We start from the raw sequence: 25,545 nt of genomic DNA, 5'->3' as shown, positions 1-25,545 counted from the left end.
GGCGCGCGCTCGGTCAACTCGGGTACGGGCTGCGTCGACTCGGGTCCCTGCGCGGTCGAAGTGCGTGCACTCTGTGCCAGGTCGGGTGTCCGCTCTGCCAAATCAGTTGCCCGCTGCGCCAATTCGCTTGCCCGCTGCGGCAGCCCCGCCTCATAAGCAGCGGCCGCCGCGATCGTCCAGCGCCGTGCCTTGTCCACGGCGGCAGGCGATAGCTCGGCGGCACGGGCATAGCCGGTACTCACCGCGATCTGCCCACCGCGGCGGCGCGCGCGCACCGCGGCCTGCTCCAATTGCGCCGCCACCGCCTCGTCCGGCAATGCGGTCACCGCGGCCAGATGCCAGGCCCTGCGATCGTCGTCCACGGCTGCGGCCAACGCCCGATGCGCCGCGACCCGCTCGGCGACATCGCATGCCAGCCGTGCCGCGGTGCGGATGAGTGGGTGGTGGAATTCGATTCCCGATGCGGTAACCCGAACCAGCCCGACCTGTTCGGCAGGCGCGAAGTCCGTCAGTGTCGCACCGAGCGCCGACAGCGCGCGGGTCACCGGCTCGATGAGTCCGCTGTCATCCAACGCGGCGACCAGCAGACAGCATCGGGAAGCCGCGGGCAACGCCCGGATCCGTTCGCGGAATCCGGTCAGCACCCGGCTCGACGGCGGCTCGGACCCGCCGAGTGAATACACGAGCGGGGTGCTGTCTCCAGCACGCTGCGCGGGCGTCAGCGTGCGTGGAATCTCCAGCAGGGCAAGCGGATTGCCACCGGATTCGGCGATGACGTGATCGCGCGCGGACGGCGCGAGGGTGGCATCGACGAGCTGTTCCGCGGCCGTGTGATCCAGTCCCGTCAAATTCAGCTCGGGCACACCGGGTGCCGGAAAGGGGCGCTCGCCTTCGCGGGCGGCGAAGATCAGCGTCACCGGTTCGCTGTGCAGGCGGCGCACTGCGAACAGCAGCGCGTCGGCCGATTCCTGATCGAGCCAGTGCGCGTCATCGATCAGACACAGCAGCGGTCCGTCCATCGAAAGTTCGGTGAGCAGGCTCAGGGTTGCCAGGCCGATCAGGAAGCGGTCCGCCGGTGTCGCCGAACCGAACCCCAATGCTGCCAGCAACGCATCGGATTGCTGTCGCGGCAACTGCGTCGCCGTCTCCAATACCGGACTCAACAGCACATGCAGTGCGGCATAGGGCAATTCCGTCTCGGACTCGATCCCGGTGACGCGGAGCAGTCGGGCATCCGCCGACTCGGCGTATTCCAGCAGCGCGGACTTACCAATGCCAGCTTCACCCCGCACCACCAGGGCGCCCGGGTTTCCGGCTACGGCGTCGGCGAGCAGCTCATCGATCCTGCGCTGCTCCGCCATCCGGCCGTATAGCATCCACCTGCTCCTGCACCTTGCACACCGTCAAGCGCACCTTAACGCGTTGTTCTCAGGTGGGTGGCGTCCAGTTCCAGAGACGGGCGGCTTTGCGTGCGGCGAGCCGGGTGAGCCGGGTCAGGAGTCCGTAGACGAGCGGACTGGTGGACAGGCTGATGCGCGGATCCTGTCGAGCCATCCGCTGCACCCGCTGACTGCGTTGCCGATCGTATTGCGCCAGTGCCGTGGGGATTTCGACAGCGCCGGTGAGTTCGGCGGCGAGTACGGCGGCGTCCTCGAGTGCTTGACATGCGCCTTGGGCTAGGAACGGGGTCATCGCGTGGGCGGCGTCGCCGAGTAGGACGATCCGGCCGTCGACGTAGGTTTCGAGCGGGTCGAGGTCGGAGATATCGTGGCGCAGTATTGAATTCGACGGTGTCGCGTCGAGTAGTGCGGGAATCGGATCGTGCCAGAGGCCGACGCGACGACGGACCTCGGCGAGATCGTCATCGAAGGGCTGACCAGGTTCGTTCTGCCGAATGGTGAGGAACCAGAACACGCGTTGCCCGGTCAGCGGATGTGCGCCGAATCGTGCGCCGCGGCCCCAGGTTTGGAAGCCGTCCACCGGCCACACCGAACCACGCGTCGCCACCCCGCGCCAGCACAGTATCCGCTGGAAGACCGGCGTCGTCGGCCGCACGATGCTGTGGATGCCGTCGGCTCCGACCAGCACGTCGGCCTCGATCCGTTGCGCTCCTTCGGATGTGCCATAGGTGGCGGTTACGCCGGTGTCGGTCTGGTCGACCTCGGTGACTTCGGCTTCGGCACGCACACATTCGGCAGGCACGTGCGCGAGCAGTACGCGATGCAGATCGGCGCGATGGTTTGCCAGCAGGGCGGTATCGCGTCCTTCGCGGAACCGCATCAGGTACTTTCCGTCGGGAGTCCGCAGCGTCGCTCCGGCCTGGGTCGGAACCGATATGGCGCGGAATTCGGCACCGACACCCAGTGCGTCCGCGGCGCGTATGGCGTTGGGCGCGAACGACCAACCGGCGCCGATCTCCCCGGGATCGGCACGTCGCTCCAGCACCGTCACCGACCAACCGGCGCGCCGCAGGCCGATCGCCGCGGCGAGTCCACCGATGCCGCCACCTGCCACTACCGCAGTACGCCTCGTCATCAGCGGTCCTGCCGTGTCGGCCGTGGTTCAGCGGTGAGCCGCTCGGCCATCCAGTCGTAGGCGTCGTGGGCGGCCCGCAGGCGGCGGGCGCGTGGGCTGTCTGCGCCTGCGAGTTCCACGCCCGCGGCGGTGACGTCACGGAAGGCGGCCAGACTGGCGACGCGGCGATGCACCGCGGTGTCCCATGCGTCGTCATCGATACGGAAAAAGTTCGTGCGCTCACCGGGTTTCGTGCGCCGCCGCACGAAACCGGCATCGCTCAGCATCCGCATATTCGTGGTCAGCGATACCCGGCTCGCCCCGATCGCCGACGCGATCGCCTCCGCGGACTGCTCGGCGGGATCGCAGATCATCAACCAGCCCAGGATCCGGCCCGCGATCGGCGGGAGCCCGTATTCGTTCGTGCAGAACATGGCGACTCGCTCGACCCTAGTTTCGGGCAAGGTGGTCGAATGGGACTGGAACGAACCGCCGGGACTCCGTTCGTGCCGGACGACGTGTCCGATGTGATGGTCGTGGCCGGACCGGCGCGGTCGTATCGGAACAATGTGCACGAAGAGATCAAGCTGGTTCAGGTGACCGGCTCCGGCTTCACGGTCCGCAGGCGTGGCACCGTCCATCACGCGGCGCCAGGCGAGCTGATCGCGCTGCATGGCGATGACGCGCACAGTGGGGCGCCCGACGATCTCGAGTCGGGGAGTTGGCGCATGATGTGCCTGTCGCCGTCGGTGATCGCCGAGGTCATGCCGACGTCGGCGATGCGGTTCGGGGATGTCGTCATCGGTGATCGCGCCCTGGCGAACCAGTTCCGGTCGCTGCATACGCTCCTGTATCAACCCGGTGGCAGCCCCGGTTCCGCGCTGAATCGACAGGGTGGGCTGCTGGAGTTCGTCTCCGCGCTGGCGCTGCGCTCGGACCGTAGCGAGGGTCCCGGATCGGCTGGATTCGGCCGGACCGCAGCGATGATTCGGGATTACCTGCGCGAGAACATCTCTCGCAATGTGACGCTAGACGAGCTCAGCGGCATTACTGGTACCAGCAAGTATCAGCTCGTTCGAGCCTGCACGGCGCATTTCGGCCTGCCGCCGCACAAACTGCATGTCCGACTGCGTCTGGACTACGTCCGATGGATGTTGCGGCGCGGTATGGACATCGCCGAAATCGCCTATGCGACAGGCTTTCACGATCAGCCGCACCTGACGCGGGTATTCACCGCCGCCTATGGAATCACACCGGCGAACTACCGATCGAGCTTCCAGGGCACCGCGCGGCGGAGCTGGACTTCGAGTGCCGCGCAAGAACGTACAAGACCGACCGAACCCAGTGCGCCTACTGTCTTTGTCCGGTCATCAGAGAGGGAAACCATGACGCGGATCGAAAAGATCGAGTTCACCAGTGACGGACATCGGATCGTAGGCGATCTGCACTTGCCCGAACCCGGCACCGAGCGCGGCGCGGTGGTGCTGACCGGACCGTTTTCCGGTGTGCGCGAACAGGTTACGGGCTACTACGCGGAACGGTTCGCCCAGCGCGGCTATGTCGCATTGTCGTTCGACCACCGCAACTGGGGCGATAGCGAAGGGCTGCCGCGCCAGCACGAGGATGCTACGGCCAAGGTGTCCGATCTGCGGCACGCGGTGAGTTTCGTGGCCGCACGTCCGGAGGTCGACGCCGACAAGATCGCCATGTGCGGAGTGTGCCTGGGCGGGATCTACGCGACGCAGCTCGCGGCATTCGACCCGAGGATCAAGTCCGTCGCACTGATCGCCGCCGCGTACAACAATCCGTCGCTGATCCGAAATCGCTTCGGGGCGGACAATTTCGCCGCACTGATGGATCAGTTCGCGCAGATCACACAGCGTCAGTCCGACTCCGGTGCAGTCGAGTACTGGCCCGCGGTCAATCCGGAAGGGATGCCCGCGGGCAATCCCGGACCCGAACCGTTCGAGTACTACGGCACCGACCGCGGTGCGCGCCCCGGCTGGGAAAACCGTTGCACCGCAATGTCGGTGCTACAGGAACTGACCCTGGATGTGGACGCATACCTGCCGCTGCTCACCACTCCGTTGCTGATCGTGCACGGTCGCGGCGACCAGGCCATCCCGGTCGGCGATGCCGAAGCCGCCTACGCGAAAGCCCACGAACCCAAGCAACTGCTGGTGCTGGATACCACCAACCACATCGACCTCTACGACGACGACACCTACGTACTGCCCGCCATCGACCGAGCCGTCGCCCACTTCGACCGAAACCTCTGATGCCCTACCGCCCGCCGCAACTCCGACCCGCGAGGCATTCCGGAGCCGACCAGCTGGACAGATGTTCACCATGTAACTCAGGAGGGGCACTCTCGGGCGATGCCGCCGAGGATGCATGGTGATCGCCTGACCAGCTTGGTTGGGGTTACGTCGGGTGGGATGGGGTGGGAGGATCTGGGGTATGGAGGATTCTTTCGGGGGGCGGCGTCCGACGAGTCATGAGCGGATGACGGGGGTGCCTTGGGATGCGTCGTATCAGGATGGGCCCGCGCCTTGGGATGTGGGCGGGCCGCAGCGGGCAATTGTGCGGTTGGGGGCTGACGGCGGGTTCGCGGGGGCGGTGCTCGATGCGGGCTGCGGGAGTGGGGAGAATGCGCTGTACGTTGCGGCGCTAGGGTTTTCGGTGCTCGGCGTCGATGTGGCTAAGACGGCATTGGCGACGGCACGGGCACAGGCCGTCGAGCGCGGGCTGGACGTCGAGTTCGTTGCGGCCGATGCGTTGAAACTGGAGCGGTTGGGGCGCAAGTTCGAGACGGTGCTGGATTGCGGGCTGTTCCACACCTTCGACGGTGACGAGCGGCGGGGATATGCGGCGAGTCTGGCCGCGGTGACCGAGCATGGTGGCACGCTGTATGTGTTGTGCTTCAGTGACGAGGGTCCCGACACCGGCCCGCACCCCGTCAGCAGAGACGAAATAACAGCAGCGTTCGACCCCTGCAACGGATGGAATATCACTGCCCTCGAACCGGACCGGATCGAGACGAGATATCACGACGACGGCGCACCTGCCTGGCTCGCCACGATCAAACGGATCTAACGCCTCGCAGGCAGGTTGTGCGCTCCGTGCCTTCGCTCGCAGTGCGCATGAATAAGCATGCGCGGCACGCGATCTGATGCACGAGACGCGATCTGGTGCGCGGAAGCGAGCTGAGTGCGGCTCCGGGGGGTGGCGTTACTTCCCGGACAGGGCCGCCGCGATCTCGCGGCGTGATCCGACGCCGAGTTTCGCCAGGATATTCGATACGTGGGACTGAATCGTCCTGCCCGACAGGAACATCTGCGCGGCGATATCGGAGTTGGAGCAACCTTCGGCCACCAAGGCAGCTACCTTACGTTCGGTATCGGTCAAAGCGGCCCGTCCAGACTTGGGACGGTTGCGGGGTCCGCGCACGCCGCGGCGAATTCCATACGCGCGCATGCGCGCAACCGCGCGGGCGGTATCCCAAGAAGCGCCGAGGCCGTTGTAGAGCTCGACCGCCGAATCCAAGGCGCTGCGCGCATCGGAGCCACGCCCATCCGCGGCGAACAATAAGGCGGCGTTCTCATATGCCTGCGCTTCATAGAACGGTCGCCCCGCCTTCCGGAAATCAGCGGCCGCCGTACGCACGACCGCAGGGTCGCGCTCGGCGACACCGCGACACAGCAGCGCGGTACCGGTTCTGGCCGCCGTCGGTTGCCGCCGAGCCGACTCCGCCGCGGCCGCCACCACCGAACGCGCCGCCGCCTCGTCACCGACGTCGGCAGCGAGACGGGCGATATCGGGGAAAATGTAATACAGCGTGGACGAGGCCAAACCGCCCGTGAGGCGCTCGTTTGCGTCGACGAGAAGATCAAGTGCGCCGCGCGGATCACCGTGGGTCTCGAGCATCAGGGCCTGGACCCACGGATAGAACTGGCCGTAACTACTGCTGCCCGGTTGGTCGTTCGGTGCGGGGATGGCTTGCGGATCCGACAGGAAGGTGCCGCGGTGGATGCCGATCAGCGCGGCCAGGCTGTGCAGAATCGGGGTGTAGCCGATGGCGTCGGGCACCGATAGACCCGAAGTGCATTCGACGACCGCATCATCCCAGCGTCCAGCCAAAAGATAGAGCCGCGCCTTGGCGACCAAACTCGTACCGAGATAGACACCGTGGATGCGGCGACTGTGCCCGATCGACTTGTGCAGCACCGCTTCCGCGTCGGCGAGCCGATCGAGCTCGATCAAGCAGTGTGCGTTGAGGACATACGGGTCGAACTGATCGGAGCCGAATCCGTTCTCGAGGACGGCCAGGATACGGCTGCTCAGTTCCAGCGCCTCTTCGAGATATCCGTGGCTATACCGCACGCCCCCAACGGTCAACAGTCCGTATCCGGTCACCAGCGGATTCTCGATCGCCTCCCCGATCGCCAACGCCTTCGCACCCGCCGCCTCCGCCGCATCGAGCCGGTTGAGGAAGACGTTGTTCAAGCCGATCATCCCATGGATTCGGCCCGCCTCCTCCTCCGTGAGATTCGGTGTGGCCAGGGCCTCTTCGGCCACGACGACGACTTCACGCAGATCACCGCGGGCGTGACAGGCCTGCATCAGCAACCACCGCAGTTCGAGATCGTTCTCCGGCCGGTTCAGCAGCGCCGTGCGCACCAGGGCTTCGGCCTCGGCCGCACGACCGTTCCACAGCAGCGCTTGGGCGTGCAGCCGCACAAGTGTGGGACGCATGCCGAGGTCCGCCGTGCCCGCGGCGCGCTGCAACAGCTGCACCGCGATCTCGGGCGCGCGCACGATCAGCTTGTCCGCCACCGCGACCAACCAGTCGAGCGTCCGCGTATCGAGCTCGTTCTCCCCCGCCAACAGGTAGTACGCGATCCGCTCGATGGGCGCGTCGGTGGCCAGCAGGATCTGTCCGGCCCGGCGCAGCAATCCGGCGCGCAGCGAATCGGGCAGCTGATCGGCGAGCACCTGACGGATCAGGTCGTGCCGGAAGATCAGTTCGGAGTCGGCGCGGGTGAGCAAGCCACCGTCGGTCGCCTCGGTGACCACATTCCAGATCTCCAGGATCGGACTGTCCAGCACCGCAGCCAATTCCGCGACGTATACGGCCGGTCCGAGTGCGGCGGCCATCGGAAGTACCTGCCGTGCCGACCGTGACAGGAATTCCAGCCGCTGCGCGATCGCCCCCGCCAACGATGCGGAGGGACCATCGGCCAGGTCGGTCGGATCGGCGGTATCGGCGACCACCGTGATCGCCTCGTCACGCAAAAGCGAGGCCACCAATTCCGTGATGTAGAGCGGATTTCCGCCCGCACCGACCACTTGCCGCATCAGACCCGGCCCCGGAGCCGCACCGACCATATGCCGAACCAGTTCCGACGCAGCCTGTTCCGGCAGCGCACCGAGCCGAATCGTCGACGCACGGCGTTCCACCAACTCGGCCGTCAACGCCGCCAATCCGGTGCCCCGTGGCAGCGGGCGTGCCGCCAGCACCAGCAGCAGCGGCGAATCTCCGACAACCCCACAGAGCCGGTTCAGCACCGTAAGGCTCTGCCGATCCGCCCAGTGCACATCGTCGATGATCAATGCGACAGGACCAGCGGCACACCAGGTATCGACGAGATCGAGGATCGCCTCGGTGATCGCGAACTCGTGCGTCGCCGCACCGTCACCGGCTCGATCCCCACTGCGCAGCAGCGCACGCACCGGATCGGTTCCGCGATCGCTGTCCAGCCACGTGCACACGGCAGCGAACGGCACCTGCCGCTGCAATTCCTTTGCAGCCCCCCGCCGCACGCTCAGACCGTCTGCCGCATATCCGGCAACGGCCGCATCGAGTAGCGCGGTCTTGCCGATACCCGGCTCGCCCTCGACGAGCACCACCGTCCCCTCCCCCGCGACGGCGCGTCGACCTGGCGACACCACACGCTCGACCTCGGCATCGCGACCGACGAAGACGGAGGTAAGGGGACCCTGCACGGAGAGGATCCTATGCGTCCGCGCGCCGTTGTGCAGAATGCACATCCCCCGCTCAGCGCGATTTCCGACCGCCCGATGCGGATATTCCCACCCGCTATGACGGATGTTCCCGGCGCAGGGCTGCCCTAGGGTTCGGCGATGACGGCCGACCACGACCCGGAACCGGCCGGTTACAGCACATCCGATCGGCCGCCGACCAGAGGGAGAACCGTTGCAGTCCGAGGCACCTACCCGGCATCCCGCACTCGCGGTTGTGCGTGGAATCACCCGCATCGGTGGTCATCTCGCGCGGGAAGCGGTCACCCGTCCACAGGCCATGCATGTGGCCGATGTGCCGGTGACCGGTCGAGAATTGACCACCGATTGGCTGACCGCCGTACTGTGCTACGCCCATCCGGGTGCGGTGGTCGAGGCGTTCGATATCGCGGACAAAAGCAGCGGTACCTCGACACGGTGGAAACTCACCGTCGGCTACAACGAGATCGGCCAGGCCGCGGGCCTGCCGGAAAACCTGTTCGCGAAGACGACCGCGGGTTTCAAACAGCGGTTGACCCTCGACTTGGCCGACATCATGCACGGCGAACCCGGCTTCTTCAAACATGTACGGCCCAATCTGGAAATCGAGGCCCCGCGCGGCTATCACAGCGCGGTCGACAGCCGTTCGGGGCGCTCGATTTCGCTGCTCGAGGACATCGTCAGCACCAAGGGCGCCAGCTTCTGCACGCCGGGCACCCCGATCGGGCGCGAGCAGATCGAGGACCTGCTGCGCACCATGGCGACCTGGCACGCTCGCTACTGGGACGACGAAAGACTCCGCATGCACACGTGGCTCAAGGCGCCACGGGCACATTTCGCCAATCTCGACCGGCTGATCGGCATGTCCAAACGGGCGCGCGTCGGGGCTCGACGCGCGGCCTCGGTGATTCCCGATGTACTACCGGCGCAACATGATCGGCTGTACCGCGCCCTGGAACGTTCGCTCGAGATCGCCAGCACCGGACCGCAGACCTTCCTGCACGGCGACAGCCATATCGGCAATACCTATGTCACCGCCGCGGGCCGGATGGGTTTCACCGACTGGCAGGTCGTACTGCGCGGCAACTGGGCCTACGACTTCGCGTATGTCGTCACCTCCGGCCTGGACGTGGCCGACCGACGCGCCTGGGAACGCGAGCTATTGACCGGGTACCTGGCACGACTAGCGGACTGCGGGGCACCGGCCCCCGACTTCGACACAGCCTGGCTGGCCTACCGCCAGCAGGCGCTGTATCCGTATTTCATTTGGCTCTCGACCATCGGCCACAGCGCCATTCAGCCCAAGTATCAGCCCGATGAGGTCTGCCTCGGCATCATCGAGCGCACGGCGACGGCCGTGGTCGACCTCGATGCCGCCGATGCCGTCGAGGCGAGCGGATGAGCGGGCCGGAGGTGGCCGATGCGCATTGTCAGTAATCGTTGCCGCACCGTCGAATACACGGTGACGACGGCGAGCCCGTGCGCCATTGATATCGAACCGTCGATCATCGGGACACGCAGATGCTTCCACGACTGCCTGCTTGTGACGATCGGGGTGGACCGCGGCGACCGGGCACTGACGGGCACCGTCGTGCAGTTGCTCCGGCGCGTCCTCACCGAATCCGATGCCGGACCGATTGTCGTCGAGGGCTTCGCCTGTCTACCCGGCCCCGGCGAAAGACACAGCACCCCAGTGGGATTCGATGTGCTGGCCGAACTCGCCGACGCCATCGACGTGCTGACCGAGGTCACCGAGCGGCTCGAGGAACGCGGTGAGCAGGTGCATCTGATGCCGTTCGGCTGGCACAAGAATTGTCGCGTCGAACCGCTCGACGGCATCGGCACACGGCATGTGGTCCACATGTCGGCCGACGACAACCACCGGTGCGAGCCGGTTTTGCGCTGGCCCGGCCCGCGTTCGCAGTATCTTGCGCAATCAGCGCTGGCCGTCCGGGTCAGGAAGGTGTGCGTCACCCCCGAGTTCGGCCGACGCTGAACCTGAGCGCCTGTCCCCGCTCCTGAGAAGCATCAGGTCACGGCGCCCACTACTCTCCGTGCGTGGCCGAATCCGTTTGCCACACAGGCGTTCGAATCAACGTGCACCGACCCACGCCTGAGCCCTGAAATCTGAAAAGATGCGAATCTTCTAACGTGTCACTATTGATTGTGCCGCTGAATAGCGGCACAATAGATACCAGACAACCTGCATTCCCGGCACACCTACTTACCGACCAAGTCCGGGCCCGGCGGGACGAAGGAGATATCGGTAACCATGAACCTCAAGTCGAAGAAGGTCGTCATTGCCGGTGCGGTCGTCGGCGCACTGGTGATCACCCCTGCCGCCATGGCGATTCAGTCGACCGTCGCGGCCCCTGGGAACCACAGCAACAGCAACGGCGGAGGCGCCCGCGGCGGCTACGGCAACAGCACCAGCGGCGGCAACCGGCGCGTCGCCGATCAGGACCACGCCTCCACCAGCGCCGACGCCAACGACAACAGCCGGGGCTCCAACAACGGCGGACGCTGGGTCTGGGTGCCCGGCGAGGGCCGCTGACCTGATTGTCGTCGCAGCTGTTCATATTTCGAATGCGACCGCCACCCCTTCGGGGTGGCGGTCGCATTCGTATGTGCACGCCTGAACGACGGCCGACACAGCGCGATGCCCTCCCGGACGATCGTGCACGAATTGCACGACCGCCCGAAAGGGCATCAGTAGTAAAAGAATTCGCGTCAGGTAGCTCAGGTGAGGCTGCCGTCGACGCACAGGCTCGACGACCGCCACGACGGCCCCGGGCGGTTCGCGGCCATATCGAAGGTCCAGTCCGAAATCGGCCCGGCCGCACGCCAGTACAGCCCGCCGCGGCCATCCGCAACGGCCTCGTACATGTCCTCGCGGCCCTCGATCAGCTGACTGCCGACGCAGTAGTCCATGTAGTCGGTGCCCGGCTGCTGCGCCCCCGGACTGAACTTGCCAGCCGGATTCCCGTTGGTACCAGGGTTGTACACGGAGCTGCGGCCGCGGGCGTAGCCCTCGCGAGACCAGCGCGCGAAGCCGAAGAAATCGGACTCGCACCGGTATGTCCAGCCACCCGCCGAGATCGCCACACCCTGCGGAATGGCGTCACCGGCCCACAGGCAGCGCACGCCGATATCGGCATTGGCCGTAGGCGTTTCGATGCCGACACCGAATCCACCGACGCCCGCCGCGACTGCCGCAAGCAAGGAAAATACTCGAATCTTAGTGCGTCCCTTGACATTACGAGCCTGGTCGGGACATTCAGTAGGTCTGGTTGCGTCGCGCAGTTCGCTGACGTTGATCATCGACGTCTCCTTCATCATTGTCTCGCCCGCCGGCCGACGTCGATACGGACCAAACGGGAGGTGCTGTTCCCGCTATCTAATGTAACGCTAGTTAACGGCACGTTGAGCTAAGTATCGCCAACTGTGGGAACGATAAAGGAGGAAGATGCTGGCCAGGGACGTGCGGAACCGAAGGATCGGCCGCAAGCCAGGCAAGAAATTGCACGTGTCGGCGTGAGCCGAGAGCGCGTCAGGCGTCGGGCAACGCCTCGGTGAGTTCGCTGTCCTGTTCGAGGTACTTCGCGACAAAGCGGTTCACGAGTTCGGCGGCCGCCTGCCCCGGGCGCACCCGGGTCTCGGCCACGCGGTCGGCGAGTACGGCCTTATCCGCGGGTGTGCGCCCGGAGTTCTGATACGGCTCCCACGCCGACCGATGGAACAGATCGATGTAACGGCGGGCGATCCGGTCGCAGTCCGCGCGCAGCCGCTCCAGTTCGCCGAGCAGTGCGTCGACCGGCATGCCCGCGCCCTCCATCTGATCGAAGATGCGGATCAGTTGCGGATCGGCAATGCGGTAGGTCGCGGCGTCGATCGGTTCGTACAGACCCGCCGAGACCACGCGAGCCAGTCCATGGGGCACGTCGCGATAGCGCTGCTCGAGTTCGGTCGCCGCGATCGTGTCGCCGGGGGACGGCGCGGTGGATTGCGTCGCGTCGGGCTCCGCGACGCCGAGAATGTCGCCGAGATCGTCACCGCGATCCCATGCCTCCAGCAGTTCCCGGATGCCGTTGAGCTTGATCCCCCGGTCCAGCAAGCGGCTGATCGTCTGCACCCGATTGAGGTGATCCGGTCCATAGAAGCCGGTGCGGCCCTTCACCTGCGGCGGGGGCAGGATGCCGCGCTCGGCGTAAACCCGCAGGCTGCGCACGGTCGTACCAGCCTCGCGCGCCAGCTCATCGATCGTGTACTCCACGTCCCCTGCCATATGTCTAGGAAACCATACAGAAACATTACCCGTAGGTAAGCATACGTCAGTCATGTCGGGCACCTATGGTCCGAGAGGCCGCCGTCAAGCCGGGATGACATCGCAAACTATTCCCGCCGTTGGCAATTCGCGACGCCGGATCCAACGCCGCCGGGGCTTATCCTTCGGATATGACCGAGGCGCAGGCTTCTCGAATTACCGTGACGGAGCGGGAACGGGCGCTGGAACAACTGTCGCACCATCTCGGCACCGGGCGACTGAGCCTGACCGAGTTCGACGAACGCAGTGCCATTGCCGCGGCGGCGACCACCAAAGGACAATTAGCGGAATTGTTCGTGGACCTGCCGGGTGCCACACCCGCCGCGCCCCAGGTACACCCCGACAATCCACTGCGACAGCTCTCGACGGTCGCCGCGGTGATCGCGATCATCGCGGTCGTACTCGCCGTCGCAACGGGGAACTGGCTGTGGCTGCTGGCCGGAACCGGCATCGTCGTCGTATGGGTGGTCGAGCGGCTGCGCTGAGCGGCCGCCCTACCACCTCGTGCGCGGCCGGACGTAGTTGGCCAGATCGACCAGCCGGTAGCGATGCCAGCGATCCGGCGCGGTCCGGGCCAGCGCGCGCAGACTTGTCTCCAGCCCGAGCCGCAACCCCGCGCGCGTGAGCGGAAATCCCAGGATGGTCTGACTCGATTTCCGTGGTCGGCCGCCGACGCGCAACCACTCCATCGCCGCACCGACCACGATGACCTGCAGTTGCAAGGTGCGAGCATCATCCGGCAGCGCCTCGAGCCGCGCCGCGGCGGCACAGATATCCGCTTCGGTGATATCGGCGATCGGCCGCGAGACCAGCAGCAGGCAGCCGGTGGTGTGCGCGACGCCGTGATGGCGAGAGGCGGCGGGCACCTGATCGAGCACGGCGACGGCCTCCAGCAGTTCCCCATCGGCCGCGAGCCGCCGGGCCAGACCGAAGGCCGCACTCACCACACCGTGGTTGGTTCGCCACACCGCCCGATAGTGCTCCATCGCGGCACGGTGCCAGCGCTCGGTATCGGCCGGAATATCGAGATGCTGCAGTACGAGTTCCGCCGTTGCCGCCAGCGCCAGCTCCGGGCCGATTTCACCGGGCAGCATCGCGTGCACGATATCGAAATGCTGCCAGGCTCGGTCGTAGTGGCCGTCGAGCAACGCGGCGACACCCTCGTACCACTCGATGCGCCAGTCGGCGCCGTAATTCGGCCGCAGGCCCGCGAGCTGTTGGCGGGCCGTGGCCGTCTCCCCCAGGTCGAGGTAGGCGCGCACCGCCGTGAGCGGGCCCTCCAATTCGAAGGATTCCGGTGCGACAATCGTGCCGGAGCGGATGCGTTCATGGGCCCGGCGCAGGGCATCCAGCGCATGCCTCGGCTCTCCGTGCAGCAGACTGGACAGCAGTTCGACGCTCGGATCCTCGCTATCGATCAAGGGGGTCGGCAGTGCCGCCACGACATCGCCGACACTGAGCATGGGCATGCGGGTCACGCCGTCGGTGATCCCGTCGGTCTGGCCGATGAGCGTGTCGGTGCCGAAATCGTCGCGCATCGCGCTCAATTCAACCGATGGCTGCGGATGTTCCAGGCCGGTATCGATCGCGAGCACCATCCGCAGCGCGCCGGCCAGCTGACAGTACATCGAATACGCGGACGGGAACCGGCGCTCCGGCTCCGGATCGGTGGCGCGCAACAGAATTCGGTACAGGCACTGATAGCGCGCCAGCAACGGATCCTCATCGGGTTCGGGAATGCCGCCGAGAAAATGGCCGTCGCGGTCCCTCGGCAGATTCAGCGCAAGGGCCGCCAGGGTCCGGCCGACGGTGTAGATATCCGACACCACGGTGGGCCCCGTTTCGGTGATCTCGGGCGCCTGGAAGCCAGGCGTGCCGTAGATGCTGCCGTAGGAGTCCATCGCCGCGACCGCACCCAGATCGATGAGCTTTACCTCGTGCTCACTCACCATGATGTTGTCGGGCTTCAGATCGTTATAGGCCAATCCGAAGGAATGCAGATAGTCCAGTGCGGGCAGAATTTCCATTATGTAGGCAATGGCCTCGACGACTGGAATGCGCTCCTTGCCGCGCGTGTCGAGCAGCTTCTTCAGCGATTGGCCGCCGACGTATTCCATGACGATATAGCCATCCGGAATATCACGCGCGGACCGATGCTTGACGAAGTTGTAAATCTTCACAACGCCCGGGTGGGCAACTTCGGAAAGAAATTGCCGTTCGGCCAGGGCGACCACGTGCGCCTCGAAGTCGAGCGGGTTCTGCAATCCCTTCAGCACGACCCAGCGGTCGCTCACATTGCGGTCGACGGCCAGATAGATCCAACCGAGTCCGCCGTGTGCCAGCGAACCCTGGACCTCGTACTGGTCGGCCACCAGTTCGCCCGGCTGCAGCGCGGGCCGGAAGTTGAACGGTGATCCACAGCGGCTGCATTCGCCGACGACTTCACCGGGTCCGGCCGCACTGCGGCGGCCCACCGGTTCCTGACACTTCCAACAGAACCGTTTCAGTTCCGGCACTTCGGGATTCGGGAGTATGGCACTGCGCGGGTCGACGGGCGCCACCCGCGGCATCGGCACCAACCCGGCGCCGAGCCGGCGCACGCTCGGGCGCGAGCGGCCACTGCGCCCGGAACCGGGCTCGTCGTCCTCGTCGAGTCCGACGATCGGACCGGAAACCGGCTCCGAGGTATCCGTGATCGGCTGGGTCATGCTCGCCTCGACCGGCGAACCCCGCGAACCGAGGCCTGGGAGTGGGAATCGTTGCGACGGTATGCCCTCGATAGTGCGCGGGCGTGACCACGGGTGCGGAAGACGTTGGGACGGCTCGACTTTCGACATGCCCCGGGTTGCCCAGGGGAGCGGAGTTCGCCGCGGCACTTCGGTGCCGCGCATCCGCCGATTCGCCCATGGGTGCGGCAGCGGATTCTCGGAGGGCGTGCCTTGCTCCGGCATGGGAACCTTTCGAGCCTGTTGAATCGGGGTCCCATTCTCTTCCGCCATCCGCCGCCGTGCGTCTACCCTGTTCCCCCCTATGGGAATAGCTCCGCCCCGGACATGTTGTCCGGGGCGGAGATCGGATTACTACTCCTCGTCGGGCTTGTCTAGAACGACGACCGGCTCACCCTCGCGGCGCGGCCGCTCGGCCAGCACCGGGAACTGACCGGTGATGCCCTCACGCTCCTGCGCCACCTGCAGCACCCGCTTGCGAGCCAGGAACCAGCCGCCGACGAATGCCGGAACCACGACCACCGCCATGGCGATCACCGCACCGCGCTGCTCGATTTCATGACTGCAAGCCATCAGCACGATCACCGCGACCAGGAACGCCAGCGTGGCGTAGCTGGTGTAGGGGGCACCGACCAGCCGGAACGACGGACGTTCGGCCAGCCCCTTCTGCGACCAACGGAACAGTTGCAGCTGGCAGACCACGATCGCGCCCCACGCTGCGATGGTGCCGAGAGCGGACATGTTGAGCACGATCTCGAACGCCTTGTCCGGCACCATCGCATTGAGTCCGACACCGACCAGTGCGATCGCGCCGGTGGCGAGGATGCCGACGTAAGGCACACCGCCGTTGGACATCCGCGAGGCGATCTTCGGCGCGCTGCCGTTCATCGACATCGAGCGCAGGATGCGGCCGGTCGAGTACAGGCCCGCGTTGAGGCTGGAGAACGCCGCGGTCAGCACCACCAGGTTCATGATCGAACCCGCACCGCCGACACCGAGCTTGGAGAAGAAGGTGACGAACGGGCTTTCACCGGCCTTGAAGGCGACGTAGGGCAGCAGCAGTCCGAGCAGCACCAGCGAGCCGACGTAGAACAGCGCGATACGGGCGATGACCGAGTTGATGGCCCGCGGCATGATCTTTTCCGGATTCTCCGCCTCACCGGCCGCGGTGCCGATCAATTCCACTGCGGCGTAGGCGAATACGACACCGGTGGTCACGGTGACCAGCGGCAGCAGACCGGTCGGGAACAAGCCGCCATTATCGGAAATCACCGTGAAGCCGGTGGTCTCACCGTCGACCTTGAATCGGCCCGCCAGGAAGATGGTGCCGATGATCAGGAAGGCGACGAGCGCGACGACCTTGATCAGCGCGGCCCAGAATTCCAGCTCACCGAACCATTTCACCGAGATCAGGTTGATGCTGACCACGATCGCCAGTGCCACCAGCGCGATCAACCACTGCGGTATCGCCTCGGTGGCTCCCCAGAAATGGACATAGGTGGCGATCGCGGTGATGTCTACGATGCCGGTCATGCACCAGTGGAAGAAGTACATCCACCCGACCGCGAAAGCCAGCTTCTCGCCGTAGAACTCGCGCGCGTAGGAGACGAACGATCCGGAGGACGGACGATGCAGCACCAGCTCGCCCAGCGCTCGCAGGATGAAGAATACGAAAATACCGCAGACGGCGTACACCAGGAACAGGCCGGGACCGGCAGTGTGCAACCGACCACCCGCACCAAGGAACAGTCCGGTTCCGATCGCGCCCCCGATCGCGATCATCTGCAGCTGGCGCGGGCGCAACGCCTTGTTATAGCCCGCATCCTCAGCATGCAGAGCATCCGCGGGCGCCGGCACTTCCGCGGAGTGTTGAACGGTTGTCATGGTGAAGCCTTTCACGTGACGGCGATCATATCGCTGCTTAATGTATCGCTATTCAACGGCACGTTCAATAGGGAATCAAGAGTCGTAACCACGCGGAAACGTTGCGAAGGCTCGGCACCCGCCGTGACCTCGGCGTTAGTTGATCGTACCGCTGAACATCGGTACGCTGGATACGTTTACGGCTGATGGAGCGCGAGCATGGCATGGTTCGAACGGGAGTTCATCGCGGTCCCTGAGGGCCGCAAGAATCAACTGATCTACAAGTGGCCGGATGTCAACATCCGTCGCTACAGCCGTGCCATTGTCAATGCCGACGAGATCGCCCTGTTCGTCAAGTCCGGGCAGGTGGTGGCCGCGATGGGGCCCGGTCGGCATCGGATCGATGCCGACGAGCTGCCGGTCCTCGGCGCACTCGTGGATACGTTGACCGGCAACAACTTCTATCGCGCCGAACTGTATTTCGTCTCCACCCGCGAGTTTCCCGGCATCAAGTTCGGCGGCCGCCTGGCCGATATCGCCGATCCGGTCAGCGAGCAAGTCGTGACGCTGCGGGTCTTCGGGGAATTCGCGCTGACGGTGCGAGATCCGGCCGAACTGGTCACCTCGCTGGCGGGCACCACCGACCTGAGCGTCCCGGCCACGGTGGAGTCCTGGAGCTCGGACTTGCTGCTGAAGGCGATGAAAATCGCTGTCACGCAGGGTATTTCCCGGGGAGACTGGCCTGTACTCGGCTTGTCCGGACAGTTGGAGCCGATCGAGGCCGCCGTGGTGCGCCAGACCAATCTGACGCTCTACGAATACGGCCTACGCATCCCACGGCTGGGCAACTTCGACATCACCCTGGCCCCCGAGGATGCGGACCGCATCAAGCGACTCGCCAAGGATGTCACCTACATTCGTCTGGCTGGAGACTTCCAGCGCTACGCGGCAGGCGAAATGGCGCTCGGCGCGGGCCAAGGCTTCGCCAACGGCCATGGCCATGGTGGCGACGGATTCCTCGGCGCCGCACTGGGTTTGAACGCGATCCAACAGCAGGCGCCGACCAATCCATGGCAGCGGCAGGCGATTCCAGCTGCCGCACAACCGATTCCGTCCGACACGCAGCCGGTGTGCGCCAGCTGCGGCACCGACAACCCCGGGAACGCACGATTCTGCATGAACTGCGGTGACCCATTGGCACCCCGCCCGCGCCACTGCACCGAATGCGGCGCGGACCTGACCGCGGCAGCCAAGTTCTGCGGAAGTTGCGGCACCGCCGCCGCGAGCTGACCTGTGCTCGAATACGACATTCCGCCCGTCGCCGCCGAGATACAATCCGCCATCGCGCATACCTGCGGCGCTGTCGCACGTGACGCTCCGGGCGACACACCGGTTCGAAACCAGAAGCTAGGCGCGCGTCCAGCTTACCTCTGAGGTAATCGAGATCCGCTGAGCGCAGTCATATGTGGTGCCGCTGGGCGTGGCGTGGCGCTGGCCAGCGACTGGCATTTCTTGGCGGCATCGAAGTACATGCCGGAGTCGATGACCCAGGTGTCACCCACGGGTTTATCCGCCCTGCAGCATCTGCTTGTTGACATCGGCCGCGGTGCTGTACCGCGTGTGCGCCTTGCGGGCAGCGTCACTCATCTCACGGACGCCCTCGGCGAACTCGCGCGCTCCCGTCATCCACTGCTGGTGCGCTTCGGAATATGCTTGGGCCGCAACGCTTTCCCAGCCCGATCCGGTCAGCGCGCCGACTTTGTCATCGATGTCGTCGAGATGATCGTTGATGAAACCGGCGAGGCCGGACAACCGGGCCACGATGTGGTCCAGGTCTTCGAGATTTACCGAGAACTCGCTCATGGCAAATCCAAACTCGAGGTGTTCAGCGTGGATGCGTTGCTCTCATCGAGGGTTCGATACGTCTCGGCGGTGACGCCGAGCTTTTCTGCCATCGCGGCGAGCGCGGCAATGATCTGACCGCCATCGTCGCGGACATCGCTCCAGCCATCGGCGAACTCCACTGCCAAACCACCGGTCCAAATGCCGTTGGCCACCGCATCCACGTCCATGGCCGCGGAATCCAATGCCGTGCGCAGTTTCTCGGCCAATTCGTAGAAATACTTTCCGACGTCACGAACCTGCTCGGGCACCACCGAGAGCCGGTTGCCCGAGACTGGAGTCCCCCCGTCGCTCACGCTAACGGATGCTACCGACCACGAATGCCTGTCGAACACGAGACATCCGCGGCTTGTAGGCGGATCAACCTGCCGGTACGGTCGAACCAACTGAACAGGGGCGGGAGCCGTTCCAGGCATGATCGATGCCGTCGACACCGCTGGTGACCAGGAGGAACGCATGATCAGCAGGGGGAGCACACTGCTCGGCACTGTGTTGGCGGTTGGTGCTGTTGTCCTGTTGTCGGGGTGTGGTTCGTCGACTGGTGGAGACGCGAAACCGGTCAGCACTTCCGCGAGCGCGGACGCGTCGGTGGCAGCCGACGCGCCTACTGGCTATGCGCCTTGCAACGACGTCCCGCAAAGTGTGCTGGACTCGGAGAAGCTGGGCATGAAGATTGTCGCTAATAACGACGCCAGCGGTGGCGTAGCGTGGCGTGGGTGTCGATGGGTAAGGCCGAATGGATATTCGGTCAGCATCCGAACGACGAATCTCACCGTGGACCTCATCCGTAGTCGCAACTTCCCGGAGGCAACCGAATTCACGATCAACGGTAGGCGTGCGATATCGACCCGCCAGTTCGATGGCCCTTTCATCAAGGAAGCCTGCACCGTGGATGTGGAGATGAAAGGCGGCAGTCTCGAGTTCAATCTGAACAACCCGCCATCGAATCGCGACACCGGCAGCATGGACTCGTGCGTGCTCGCTCGTGAGTTGGCGGAGAAGGTCGTGCCCAGCCTGCCCGCCACCGCCTGACTGATCCACGGAGTATGGGAGGGGACGTATGGCAAACGACGACAAGACTCCAGCGAGCCCACTGGCGAATCTCATCACCGAGGCCCGTGAGGGCCGAATCACTATTCGGATGGATCTCGAGAAATTCGTCTACATCGACCGCGACTGCGAGTACTTCAAAAGCGTCATCCGTTTGATTCAAGGAACGATGACTGACATCTCTAACCAGGAGAAATGGGGTGTCGGTGAGGGTTTCCCGAAGGATGAGGACCGAGACCTGATCTCCGCCAAGACGATGGTCAAGCGATGGAGAGAGAAGTCCCAAGGCTCGGAGAACAGCGTTTACGCGGTGATGGAATCGCACTACAAGGTCATCGAAGACTTCCAAACCCTCTTCCGCACTGTCCGGGAACGCATCACTGGCGTGGACACCGAGCAGGCTGCGAAATACCAAGACCTGGAAGCGAATCTGCCGCAGCAGGCACCCGCCCAAGCCAAGATCTTCTCCTGGCCAGGACTATAGGTTTCCGACCTCGTACACCCTCGGTGCTGTCGCACATCGACTCTCCGCGCAACACGCCGGTCCGAAAACCAGAAGCTTTGCGCGAGCCCGGATTTGGCCGAGGTTAGGACAGCAGACGGAACCATCGCGACGTCGGACTTGTCAGGAGCGCTGCGGTACTCTGTGTTGTGCCAGGCTCAGGGGCGGTCGAACTCTCCGTCCGTTACGCCCGCGGTGAAGGCATCCCATTCGCCGGGCGTGAAGACCAACGCCGGGCCGTTCGGGTTCTTGCTGTCCCGCATTCCGACCATTTCCCCGTCGAGGAAAGCTACCTCCACACATTCCCTGGTCGCCGAGCTTCGACTGCTCTTGAACCACCTGGCACCGGATAGATCCATGCTCACGCTAAATGCTCCTTCGCCACCTGCCGGAGCAGGCTCCTGCTTGTGGTCTCATCCAGCGCAGCTTGCTGAATGGCCTCGCAAGCACCAGCGTACCGCCGCAGGCTACTGGATTTTTCTAGGTACAGATCGCCACAGAACGTCTCGGCATACACGACGGTGCGTGCGCCCCGACCGAACCGCAAGATGACGAATGGCCCGATTTGATCGCCCAACGGGATACCTGCGGTGAACGGAAGCACCCGGACCGTGATATTGGGACGGGTACTCATGTCAGCAAGGTGGCGCAGTTGGGCAGCCATCACCTTTCCACTCCCGACTACACGGCGAATCGCACCCTCGTGGATGACGAGCTCGAACGTAACCGGATTAACCTTGCGCGTGATGAGCAGCTGTCGCCGCATCTTCAGCTGAACCCGGCGTTCGATCTCCTCTGTCGCATCCAGCGGAAGCGCGCTCCGCATAAGTACGCGGGCGTAGTCAGATGTCTGCACCAGGCCGGGGATCAGGTCTGACTGGTAGGTGACGATCTCATGAGCCGCAGTCTCCAACCCGACATAAACGACAAAGCTGGCCGGAATCAGGTCATCGTACTCGTTCCACCAATTTTTCGTATTGGCTTGCTGTGCAAGCCCTTTCATTGCGTCAGCCTTCTCCTCATCAAAGCCGTAGAACTGGCAGAGCGCATCAATCTCCAGCGGCTGAAGCTTTTTGGTGAGGCCCTTCTCGATCCGCATCAGGGTCGGAGCCGAACGGTTGATGTGCTTCGCGGCCTCGGCGAGGCTCATGCCCAAATCCTCACGAGCCTGCCGGAGGTAGTGACCGAGCTGGCGCTTCGGGAGCGACAGCGGTTCGTCCGTTTCTGACATGCCAAGCTCCTGTCTTGTGATGTTTCAGCCTGAAATAATAGATGCGAGACTTGTAATCTGTCTTGGTGTTTCGCGGAACTTCCTGCGAAATTTCAGACGATGCCTTCTGAGTGGCACGCCCAGTGGTGTGCTGATAGCGCGCCCGAGGCAGCAGCCGACACGAGATGGCAGAAGAACAGCGGCACATGGCACTGCTCGGGATGCCCACACTCCACCAACAACCAGGTTCTGGGGGAACCATGACATCCACGCACACCACCGCGTCGCCGCAGACGATCACTGCGGGCGACAAACCGAAAGCCATTGGCTTCGTTCGCAATGACATCTCCGGCATGCATGCCCCACGCCACGCCCTCGACGTGCAACGACACGCGAACACACTCGGCTATCAATACGTGTACACGGTCCGGCCACCTGCCGATGTCGACGACCCGATCGCTTATGCGCTCGGTATTGCGGCCGGGCTCGGCGTGCGGGTGATCGTTGTCTTCGACCTCGGTCACGTCGACTGTCGGCCCGCGTTGATCTGCGACAAAGGGTTCGACCTGGAAACCGTTTGCCCGCAAGGCACTTGGGCGCGTTCGGCTCAGCGCTTGCCCGGCGTCGAGATGGGGGCGGCGTGATGAATGCAGATGCTCTGCTCAGCCCGCCGACCATCTGCGGCTTCGCCGAGGTCGAGTTGGCGCAGGCGCAGATGCGGCAACACCGTGCGTGCCGGATATCGCGGTGCGCGTGGAAGCGGGTCGCGTACTACACGCTCGTGCGGCACGGCCGGATCGTGCCACCGAGGCTGAGCCCGCGCGAACGCGCCCGGTTGCGCGGTATCGACTTCCCTATCGACACCGACCGCACCCTCTCCGAGGGAATACCCGAACTTCGAACACTGCACCAAGTACTCGACGGGCTCGCCCAACTGGCGCTACCGCCGACCTCCCCCGGCAACGGCGTCGAGAAGTGAACGGCTATGGGGCCGTGGCAAATAGCGCACAGCATCCTCGCGGTCGTCGGGGGCGGGGCATTCGCGATGGTCGGGGTGGCGTGCGTGTGGCCGATCAACCAGCCACGCCGCGACCGGCCCGCCACACGGCGCTGCCGCTTACGCCCGGTCGAATGGCCGAAAGCGTGGACGTGCGGCCCACCCGAGCAACCGTTCACCCTCGCCGACGCCCACATCGCGATGCAATTGCACCGCGAGCACAACTGCGACCGCAAGCACGCGGCATTCGATGCGCTGGTCGCGGCCGGGCGCATTCACCCCGATTCGACACGACGACATCGGCTCTGGGGCAAGCCCTGGTGAACCAGCGTGAAAGGCGTCATAACTCGCGAACAGGATTCGATTGCCGCAGCACAACGACATCCGACATCGCACCCAGCACCCAGCACCCAGCACCCAGCACCCAGCACCCAGCACCGATTGGATCTGCCAATGGCCGAATGGACTTGGGAACCAGACGATTTCGCGGCACTATGGCTCACCCCCACGAATGAACGCTTCCCCAATCCGCTCCGCTTCACCAGCCGCTTCGCCCACCGCGACGATTTCGATGCCCACCGGGCCACCATGCGCGAGCGCTACTCCCCTGGCGAATTCGAAGAAATCCAACTCGCCCTACATACCCTGATCACCTCGACTGTCCGCATCCAAATCTTCGGCGGCACAACCCGGCACGAGAACCCGGACGGCGGTGTCCGCGTCTACCGCGTCGTCGGCGCGCGCACTGACCAGCACGCGATGTCGCTGGCCCAAGCCACCTTCGGTAATACCGACGGCCCGATTCGCTGCCGTCTGTTCCCCACCGATCACCTCCCCGCACAACTCGCCGATTGCCTTCCACCCTGCGAGCCCGGCACCCAACCGCAGACCAGCTGCCACCCCGACAGCGATACCCCGCACGAACACATCCGGCGCCTTCTGCACCGGCCCGCCGACGGCGGCGGGTCCGCTCTGCTCTACACGGGTCCCGTCGACAAACCGAACACACCCCTCGCCGCCGTCCAATGGCACGACATCACCGATGACGGCCGCTACACCGAACTCCGCGACCAACACAGCACCGTCCACCCGACCACCCCCACCGACCTCGCCGCCCACTTCAGCACCTGGATCGCCAACGCCGCCCAACCCCAACTCGAAGTCGAACGGGATCGAACATAGCCGCGAGATGCTCCCGCGCACAACATATCCCCACGACTCCGTATGCGGCGCAACAGAACACGCCCGGCCTCCCGGATCGACGAGTGCGCAGGTTACATCACAATCCGTAGTGTACACACATCGTGTACACTACAGATATGACCGAGCATCTGACCGTCCGTGAACTTCGCGCCGGACTAGCCAAAACCCTCGATGCGGCAGAGCACGGTGAGACCACCATCGTCACCCGCGACGGCCACCCCGTCGCCGCGCTGGTCCCGGTGAGCATGCTCCAAGCCCTGGAAAACTGGGAGGACGAACAGCTTGCCGATATCGCCAAGCACCGCTACCAGCAGTACAAGGGCGAGGGAGGGATCAACCTCACCGATATGTTCGCTGAAATCCTGGACGAACCGAAGTGAAATACAGATTCGAGTTCACCCCGGAAGCACAACAGGACATCCGCAACATTCCCAAAACGGACGCCATTCGGCTACTTCAGAAGCTCGCCCAATTAGGTGATGATCCGTACGCCCCGAACAATGCGGTCAGGCCGATGGCAGGCGAATACGCCAGCTTCTATCGGCTCCGCTGCGGTGACTATCGTGCCATCTATCGGATAGAGAACAATCGGCTGGTGATCCTGGTTATCGCTGCCGGCGGCCGGGACATCATCTACCGGTAGAGCGCACTCGTTCGGATAGCGTCTCGCGCAATCGATGTCGAGCTCTCGGGCGGTATCCCGTCATCCCGACGAACACCGGGACCCACTGCGGAGGTGTGGGTCCCGATGTTCGCGGGGATGACGGAAACATTCGCCAAACCCTTTGTCTATCCGCGCAGTCTCGGCGGACGTTCGCCGAGACTGCGCGGATACGCGGCTGGCTAGCTCGAAACAGGTGCTGCCGCAGCGGATTCCCCGCTGCTGACCATGCTGCGCACTTGCCGTGCGGCCACCGAGAGCGTCGCCAGGTCGTGGGTGCCCGCGGCGAAGATTTCGCCGAGTGAGGCACCGGCGCGCGCCAGGCGGGGGCGGTTGACCGATTCCCATTCGGCGATCTTGTCGGCGGTGCTCTCGTTCGGTTCGGATGCGGTGATCACGTCCAGGGTGAGCGAGCGCAGCGAATCGTAGAGGTCGTCGCGGACCGCGAGCCGGGCGAGGGTGCGCCACCGGTCATCGCGGGCGAGGTTGCTCACCGCGGTCAGCAGCCGCTCGATCTGGAAGTGATCGTCGAGTGCGTAATAGAGCTCGGCGACCTCCTCCGCATCCCGTTC

At 64.7% G+C, this 25,545-nt stretch carries 28 protein-coding genes; 15 read left to right on the top strand and 13 right to left on the bottom strand.

Annotation, left to right across the window (positions count from 1 at the left end):
- The 3 genes from NP3_RS35930 to NP3_RS35920 form a co-directional block, all read right to left on the bottom strand.
- A partial coding sequence (locus NP3_RS35930; RefSeq protein ID WP_157124779.1) for an AAA family ATPase occupies positions 1-1,376 on the bottom strand: 1,376 nt, incomplete at its 3' end.
- 52 nt (positions 1,377-1,428) lie between these two features.
- A complete protein-coding gene (locus NP3_RS35925; RefSeq protein WP_063825005.1) occupies positions 1,429-2,535 on the bottom strand; it encodes an FAD-dependent monooxygenase in 1,107 nt (368 codons plus the stop codon).
- Positions 2,535-2,948 carry a GbsR/MarR family transcriptional regulator gene (locus NP3_RS35920; RefSeq protein ID WP_063046177.1) on the bottom strand — a complete coding sequence of 138 codons (414 nt, stop codon included), beginning with the start codon at positions 2,946-2,948 and terminating at the stop codon, positions 2,535-2,537. Before NP3_RS35920 ends, NP3_RS35925 begins: the two co-directional genes overlap by 1 nt.
- Before the next feature lie 39 nt (positions 2,949-2,987).
- Between NP3_RS35920 and NP3_RS47255 the strand changes: the two genes are divergently transcribed.
- Positions 2,988-4,793 (top strand): alpha/beta fold hydrolase, encoded by a 1,806-nt coding sequence (locus tag NP3_RS47255; RefSeq protein WP_063046176.1) that lies wholly within the window; start codon positions 2,988-2,990, stop codon positions 4,791-4,793.
- A 226-nt stretch (positions 4,794-5,019) separates the two neighbouring features.
- The gene (locus tag NP3_RS35910) at positions 5,020-5,610 is read left to right on the top strand and encodes a class I SAM-dependent methyltransferase (protein ID WP_063046175.1); all 591 of its coding nucleotides are present in this window, start codon (positions 5,020-5,022) and stop codon (positions 5,608-5,610) included.
- Between the two features lie 135 nt (positions 5,611-5,745).
- Here NP3_RS35910 and NP3_RS35905 read toward each other — a convergent pair whose 3' ends face one another.
- Positions 5,746-8,520 carry a helix-turn-helix transcriptional regulator gene (locus tag NP3_RS35905; RefSeq protein WP_169814636.1) on the bottom strand — a complete coding sequence of 925 codons (2,775 nt, stop codon included), beginning with the start codon at positions 8,518-8,520 and terminating at the stop codon, positions 5,746-5,748.
- Between the two features lie 211 nt (positions 8,521-8,731).
- Between NP3_RS35905 and NP3_RS35900 the strand changes: the two genes are divergently transcribed.
- The 3 genes from NP3_RS35900 to NP3_RS35890 all read left to right on the top strand — a co-directional run bounded on the left by NP3_RS35900 (position 8,732) and on the right by NP3_RS35890 (position 11,089).
- Positions 8,732-9,937 (top strand): phosphotransferase, encoded by a 1,206-nt coding sequence (locus tag NP3_RS35900; RefSeq protein ID WP_063046173.1) that lies wholly within the window; start codon positions 8,732-8,734, stop codon positions 9,935-9,937.
- A gap of 18 nt (positions 9,938-9,955) precedes the next feature.
- Positions 9,956-10,531 carry a hypothetical protein gene (locus NP3_RS35895; RefSeq protein ID WP_063046172.1) on the top strand — a complete coding sequence of 192 codons (576 nt, stop codon included), beginning with the start codon at positions 9,956-9,958 and terminating at the stop codon, positions 10,529-10,531.
- Positions 10,532-10,807: 276 nt separating this feature from the next.
- Positions 10,808-11,089: a hypothetical protein gene (locus NP3_RS35890; protein ID WP_063046171.1), complete on the top strand. Its 282-nt coding sequence runs from the start codon at positions 10,808-10,810 to the stop codon at positions 11,087-11,089.
- 185 nt (positions 11,090-11,274) lie between these two features.
- Here the strand turns inward: NP3_RS35890 and NP3_RS35885 are convergent, their stop codons facing one another.
- Positions 11,275-11,856 (bottom strand): hypothetical protein, encoded by a 582-nt coding sequence (locus NP3_RS35885; RefSeq protein ID WP_157124778.1) that lies wholly within the window; start codon positions 11,854-11,856, stop codon positions 11,275-11,277.
- Between the two features lie 229 nt (positions 11,857-12,085).
- The gene (locus NP3_RS35880; protein WP_063046169.1) at positions 12,086-12,820 is read right to left on the bottom strand and encodes a MerR family transcriptional regulator; all 735 of its coding nucleotides are present in this window, start codon (positions 12,818-12,820) and stop codon (positions 12,086-12,088) included.
- Between the two features lie 170 nt (positions 12,821-12,990).
- Here NP3_RS35880 and NP3_RS35875 point away from each other — a divergent pair, with 170 nt between their 5' ends.
- Entirely contained in the window at positions 12,991-13,344 is a 354-nt protein-coding gene (locus NP3_RS35875) for a DUF1707 SHOCT-like domain-containing protein (protein WP_063046168.1), read from the top strand.
- A gap of 9 nt (positions 13,345-13,353) precedes the next feature.
- Here NP3_RS35875 and NP3_RS35870 read toward each other — a convergent pair whose 3' ends face one another.
- Together NP3_RS35870 and NP3_RS35865 are read right to left on the bottom strand one after the other, a co-directional pair.
- Complete coding sequence (locus NP3_RS35870) at positions 13,354-15,567, bottom strand: serine/threonine-protein kinase (RefSeq protein WP_245721248.1); 2,214 nt, start codon at positions 15,565-15,567, stop codon at positions 13,354-13,356.
- A 372-nt stretch (positions 15,568-15,939) separates the two neighbouring features.
- Positions 15,940-17,469: an amino acid permease gene (locus tag NP3_RS35865; RefSeq protein ID WP_063046179.1), complete on the bottom strand. Its 1,530-nt coding sequence runs from the start codon at positions 17,467-17,469 to the stop codon at positions 15,940-15,942.
- Positions 17,470-17,667: 198 nt separating this feature from the next.
- On the opposite strand from NP3_RS35865, the gene NP3_RS35860 reads away from it, so the two are divergent.
- Positions 17,668-18,738 carry an SPFH domain-containing protein gene (locus NP3_RS35860; RefSeq protein ID WP_063046166.1) on the top strand — a complete coding sequence of 357 codons (1,071 nt, stop codon included), beginning with the start codon at positions 17,668-17,670 and terminating at the stop codon, positions 18,736-18,738.
- Positions 18,739-19,014: 276 nt separating this feature from the next.
- On the opposite strand, the gene NP3_RS35855 is transcribed toward NP3_RS35860, so the two are convergent.
- Both NP3_RS35855 and NP3_RS35850 read right to left on the bottom strand, forming a co-directional pair.
- Positions 19,015-19,311, bottom strand: a complete 297-nt coding sequence (locus NP3_RS35855) for a WXG100 family type VII secretion target (RefSeq protein ID WP_063046165.1) — start codon at positions 19,309-19,311, stop codon at positions 19,015-19,017.
- Positions 19,308-19,646, bottom strand: a complete 339-nt coding sequence (locus NP3_RS35850) for a type VII secretion target (protein WP_063046164.1) — start codon at positions 19,644-19,646, stop codon at positions 19,308-19,310. Before NP3_RS35850 ends, NP3_RS35855 begins: the two co-directional genes overlap by 4 nt.
- Before the next feature lie 118 nt (positions 19,647-19,764).
- Between NP3_RS35850 and NP3_RS35845 the strand changes: the two genes are divergently transcribed.
- The gene (locus tag NP3_RS35845; protein ID WP_063046163.1) at positions 19,765-20,382 is read left to right on the top strand and encodes a DUF3558 domain-containing protein; all 618 of its coding nucleotides are present in this window, start codon (positions 19,765-19,767) and stop codon (positions 20,380-20,382) included.
- Positions 20,383-20,410: 28 nt separating this feature from the next.
- Positions 20,411-20,884 (top strand): hypothetical protein, encoded by a 474-nt coding sequence (locus NP3_RS35840; protein WP_063046162.1) that lies wholly within the window; start codon positions 20,411-20,413, stop codon positions 20,882-20,884.
- 176 nt (positions 20,885-21,060) lie between these two features.
- On the opposite strand, the gene NP3_RS35835 is transcribed toward NP3_RS35840, so the two are convergent.
- Positions 21,061-21,267: a DUF397 domain-containing protein gene (locus tag NP3_RS35835; protein ID WP_084509447.1), complete on the bottom strand. Its 207-nt coding sequence runs from the start codon at positions 21,265-21,267 to the stop codon at positions 21,061-21,063.
- A complete protein-coding gene (locus tag NP3_RS35830) occupies positions 21,264-22,133 on the bottom strand; it encodes a helix-turn-helix domain-containing protein (RefSeq protein WP_063046160.1) in 870 nt (289 codons plus the stop codon). The genes NP3_RS35835 and NP3_RS35830 overlap by 4 nt, the downstream gene beginning before the upstream one ends.
- A 185-nt stretch (positions 22,134-22,318) precedes the next feature.
- Between NP3_RS35830 and NP3_RS35825 the strand changes: the two genes are divergently transcribed.
- The 6 genes from NP3_RS35825 (at position 22,319) to NP3_RS35800 (ending at position 24,955) form a co-directional block, all read left to right on the top strand.
- Entirely contained in the window at positions 22,319-22,756 is a 438-nt protein-coding gene (locus tag NP3_RS35825) for a hypothetical protein (RefSeq protein WP_157124777.1), read from the top strand.
- Positions 22,756-23,091, top strand: a complete 336-nt coding sequence (locus tag NP3_RS35820; RefSeq protein ID WP_063046158.1) for a hypothetical protein — start codon at positions 22,756-22,758, stop codon at positions 23,089-23,091. Before NP3_RS35825 ends, NP3_RS35820 begins: the two co-directional genes overlap by 1 nt.
- 6 nt (positions 23,092-23,097) lie before the next feature.
- Positions 23,098-23,433, top strand: a complete 336-nt coding sequence (locus NP3_RS35815) for a hypothetical protein (RefSeq protein WP_063046157.1) — start codon at positions 23,098-23,100, stop codon at positions 23,431-23,433.
- A 129-nt stretch (positions 23,434-23,562) separates the two neighbouring features.
- Entirely contained in the window at positions 23,563-24,291 is a 729-nt protein-coding gene (locus NP3_RS35810; protein ID WP_063046156.1) for an ESX secretion-associated protein EspG, read from the top strand.
- A 137-nt stretch (positions 24,292-24,428) separates the two neighbouring features.
- Positions 24,429-24,692, top strand: coding sequence for a type II toxin-antitoxin system Phd/YefM family antitoxin (locus NP3_RS35805; RefSeq protein WP_063825004.1), 264 nt, complete (start codon positions 24,429-24,431; stop codon positions 24,690-24,692).
- A complete protein-coding gene (locus tag NP3_RS35800) occupies positions 24,689-24,955 on the top strand; it encodes a type II toxin-antitoxin system RelE family toxin (RefSeq protein WP_063046155.1) in 267 nt (88 codons plus the stop codon). The genes NP3_RS35805 and NP3_RS35800 overlap by 4 nt, the downstream gene beginning before the upstream one ends.
- Positions 24,956-25,155: 200 nt before the next feature.
- Here NP3_RS35800 and NP3_RS35795 read toward each other — a convergent pair.
- Positions 25,156-25,545, bottom strand: a 390-nt coding sequence (locus NP3_RS35795) for an NAD-glutamate dehydrogenase domain-containing protein (protein WP_157124776.1), incomplete at its 5' end; no start/stop codon positions are given.

Source organism: Nocardia pseudovaccinii NBRC 100343 (assembly GCF_001613225.1).
In the GTDB taxonomy this organism is placed as follows: Bacteria; Actinomycetota; Actinomycetes; order Mycobacteriales; family Mycobacteriaceae; genus Nocardia; species Nocardia pseudovaccinii.
Note: the sequence above shows the minus strand (reverse complement) of the source record. Positions and strands in the feature narration are given on the sequence as shown.

Excerpts from the sequence above, each read along its gene's own strand:
- NP3_RS35925 (WP_063825005.1), bottom strand. The coding sequence starts at position 2,535 with ATGACGAGGCGTACTGCGGTAGTGGCAGGTGGCGGCATCGGTGGACTC.
- NP3_RS35920 (WP_063046177.1), bottom strand. The coding sequence starts at position 2,948 with ATGTTCTGCACGAACGAATACGGGCTCCCGCCGATCGCGGGCCGGATC.
- NP3_RS47255 (WP_063046176.1), top strand. The coding sequence starts at position 2,988 with ATGGGACTGGAACGAACCGCCGGGACTCCGTTCGTGCCGGACGACGTG.
- NP3_RS35910 (WP_063046175.1), top strand. The coding sequence starts at position 5,020 with ATGACGGGGGTGCCTTGGGATGCGTCGTATCAGGATGGGCCCGCGCCT.
- NP3_RS35895 (WP_063046172.1), top strand. The coding sequence starts at position 9,956 with ATGCGCATTGTCAGTAATCGTTGCCGCACCGTCGAATACACGGTGACG.
- NP3_RS35890 (WP_063046171.1), top strand. The coding sequence starts at position 10,808 with ATGAACCTCAAGTCGAAGAAGGTCGTCATTGCCGGTGCGGTCGTCGGC.
- NP3_RS35885 (WP_157124778.1), bottom strand. The coding sequence starts at position 11,856 with ATGATCAACGTCAGCGAACTGCGCGACGCAACCAGACCTACTGAATGT.
- NP3_RS35880 (WP_063046169.1), bottom strand. The coding sequence starts at position 12,820 with ATGGCAGGGGACGTGGAGTACACGATCGATGAGCTGGCGCGCGAGGCT.
- NP3_RS35875 (WP_063046168.1), top strand. The coding sequence starts at position 12,991 with ATGACCGAGGCGCAGGCTTCTCGAATTACCGTGACGGAGCGGGAACGG.
- NP3_RS35870 (WP_245721248.1), bottom strand. The coding sequence starts at position 15,567 with ATGACCCAGCCGATCACGGATACCTCGGAGCCGGTTTCCGGTCCGATC.
- NP3_RS35865 (WP_063046179.1), bottom strand. The coding sequence starts at position 17,469 with ATGACAACCGTTCAACACTCCGCGGAAGTGCCGGCGCCCGCGGATGCT.
- NP3_RS35860 (WP_063046166.1), top strand. The coding sequence starts at position 17,668 with ATGGCATGGTTCGAACGGGAGTTCATCGCGGTCCCTGAGGGCCGCAAG.
- NP3_RS35855 (WP_063046165.1), bottom strand. The coding sequence starts at position 19,311 with ATGAGCGAGTTCTCGGTAAATCTCGAAGACCTGGACCACATCGTGGCC.
- NP3_RS35845 (WP_063046163.1), top strand. The coding sequence starts at position 19,765 with ATGATCGATGCCGTCGACACCGCTGGTGACCAGGAGGAACGCATGATC.
- NP3_RS35840 (WP_063046162.1), top strand. The coding sequence starts at position 20,411 with ATGGCAAACGACGACAAGACTCCAGCGAGCCCACTGGCGAATCTCATC.
- NP3_RS35830 (WP_063046160.1), bottom strand. The coding sequence starts at position 22,133 with ATGTCAGAAACGGACGAACCGCTGTCGCTCCCGAAGCGCCAGCTCGGT.
- NP3_RS35825 (WP_157124777.1), top strand. The coding sequence starts at position 22,319 with ATGGCACTGCTCGGGATGCCCACACTCCACCAACAACCAGGTTCTGGG.
- NP3_RS35820 (WP_063046158.1), top strand. The coding sequence starts at position 22,756 with ATGAATGCAGATGCTCTGCTCAGCCCGCCGACCATCTGCGGCTTCGCC.
- NP3_RS35815 (WP_063046157.1), top strand. The coding sequence starts at position 23,098 with ATGGGGCCGTGGCAAATAGCGCACAGCATCCTCGCGGTCGTCGGGGGC.
- NP3_RS35810 (WP_063046156.1), top strand. The coding sequence starts at position 23,563 with ATGGCCGAATGGACTTGGGAACCAGACGATTTCGCGGCACTATGGCTC.
- NP3_RS35805 (WP_063825004.1), top strand. The coding sequence starts at position 24,429 with ATGACCGAGCATCTGACCGTCCGTGAACTTCGCGCCGGACTAGCCAAA.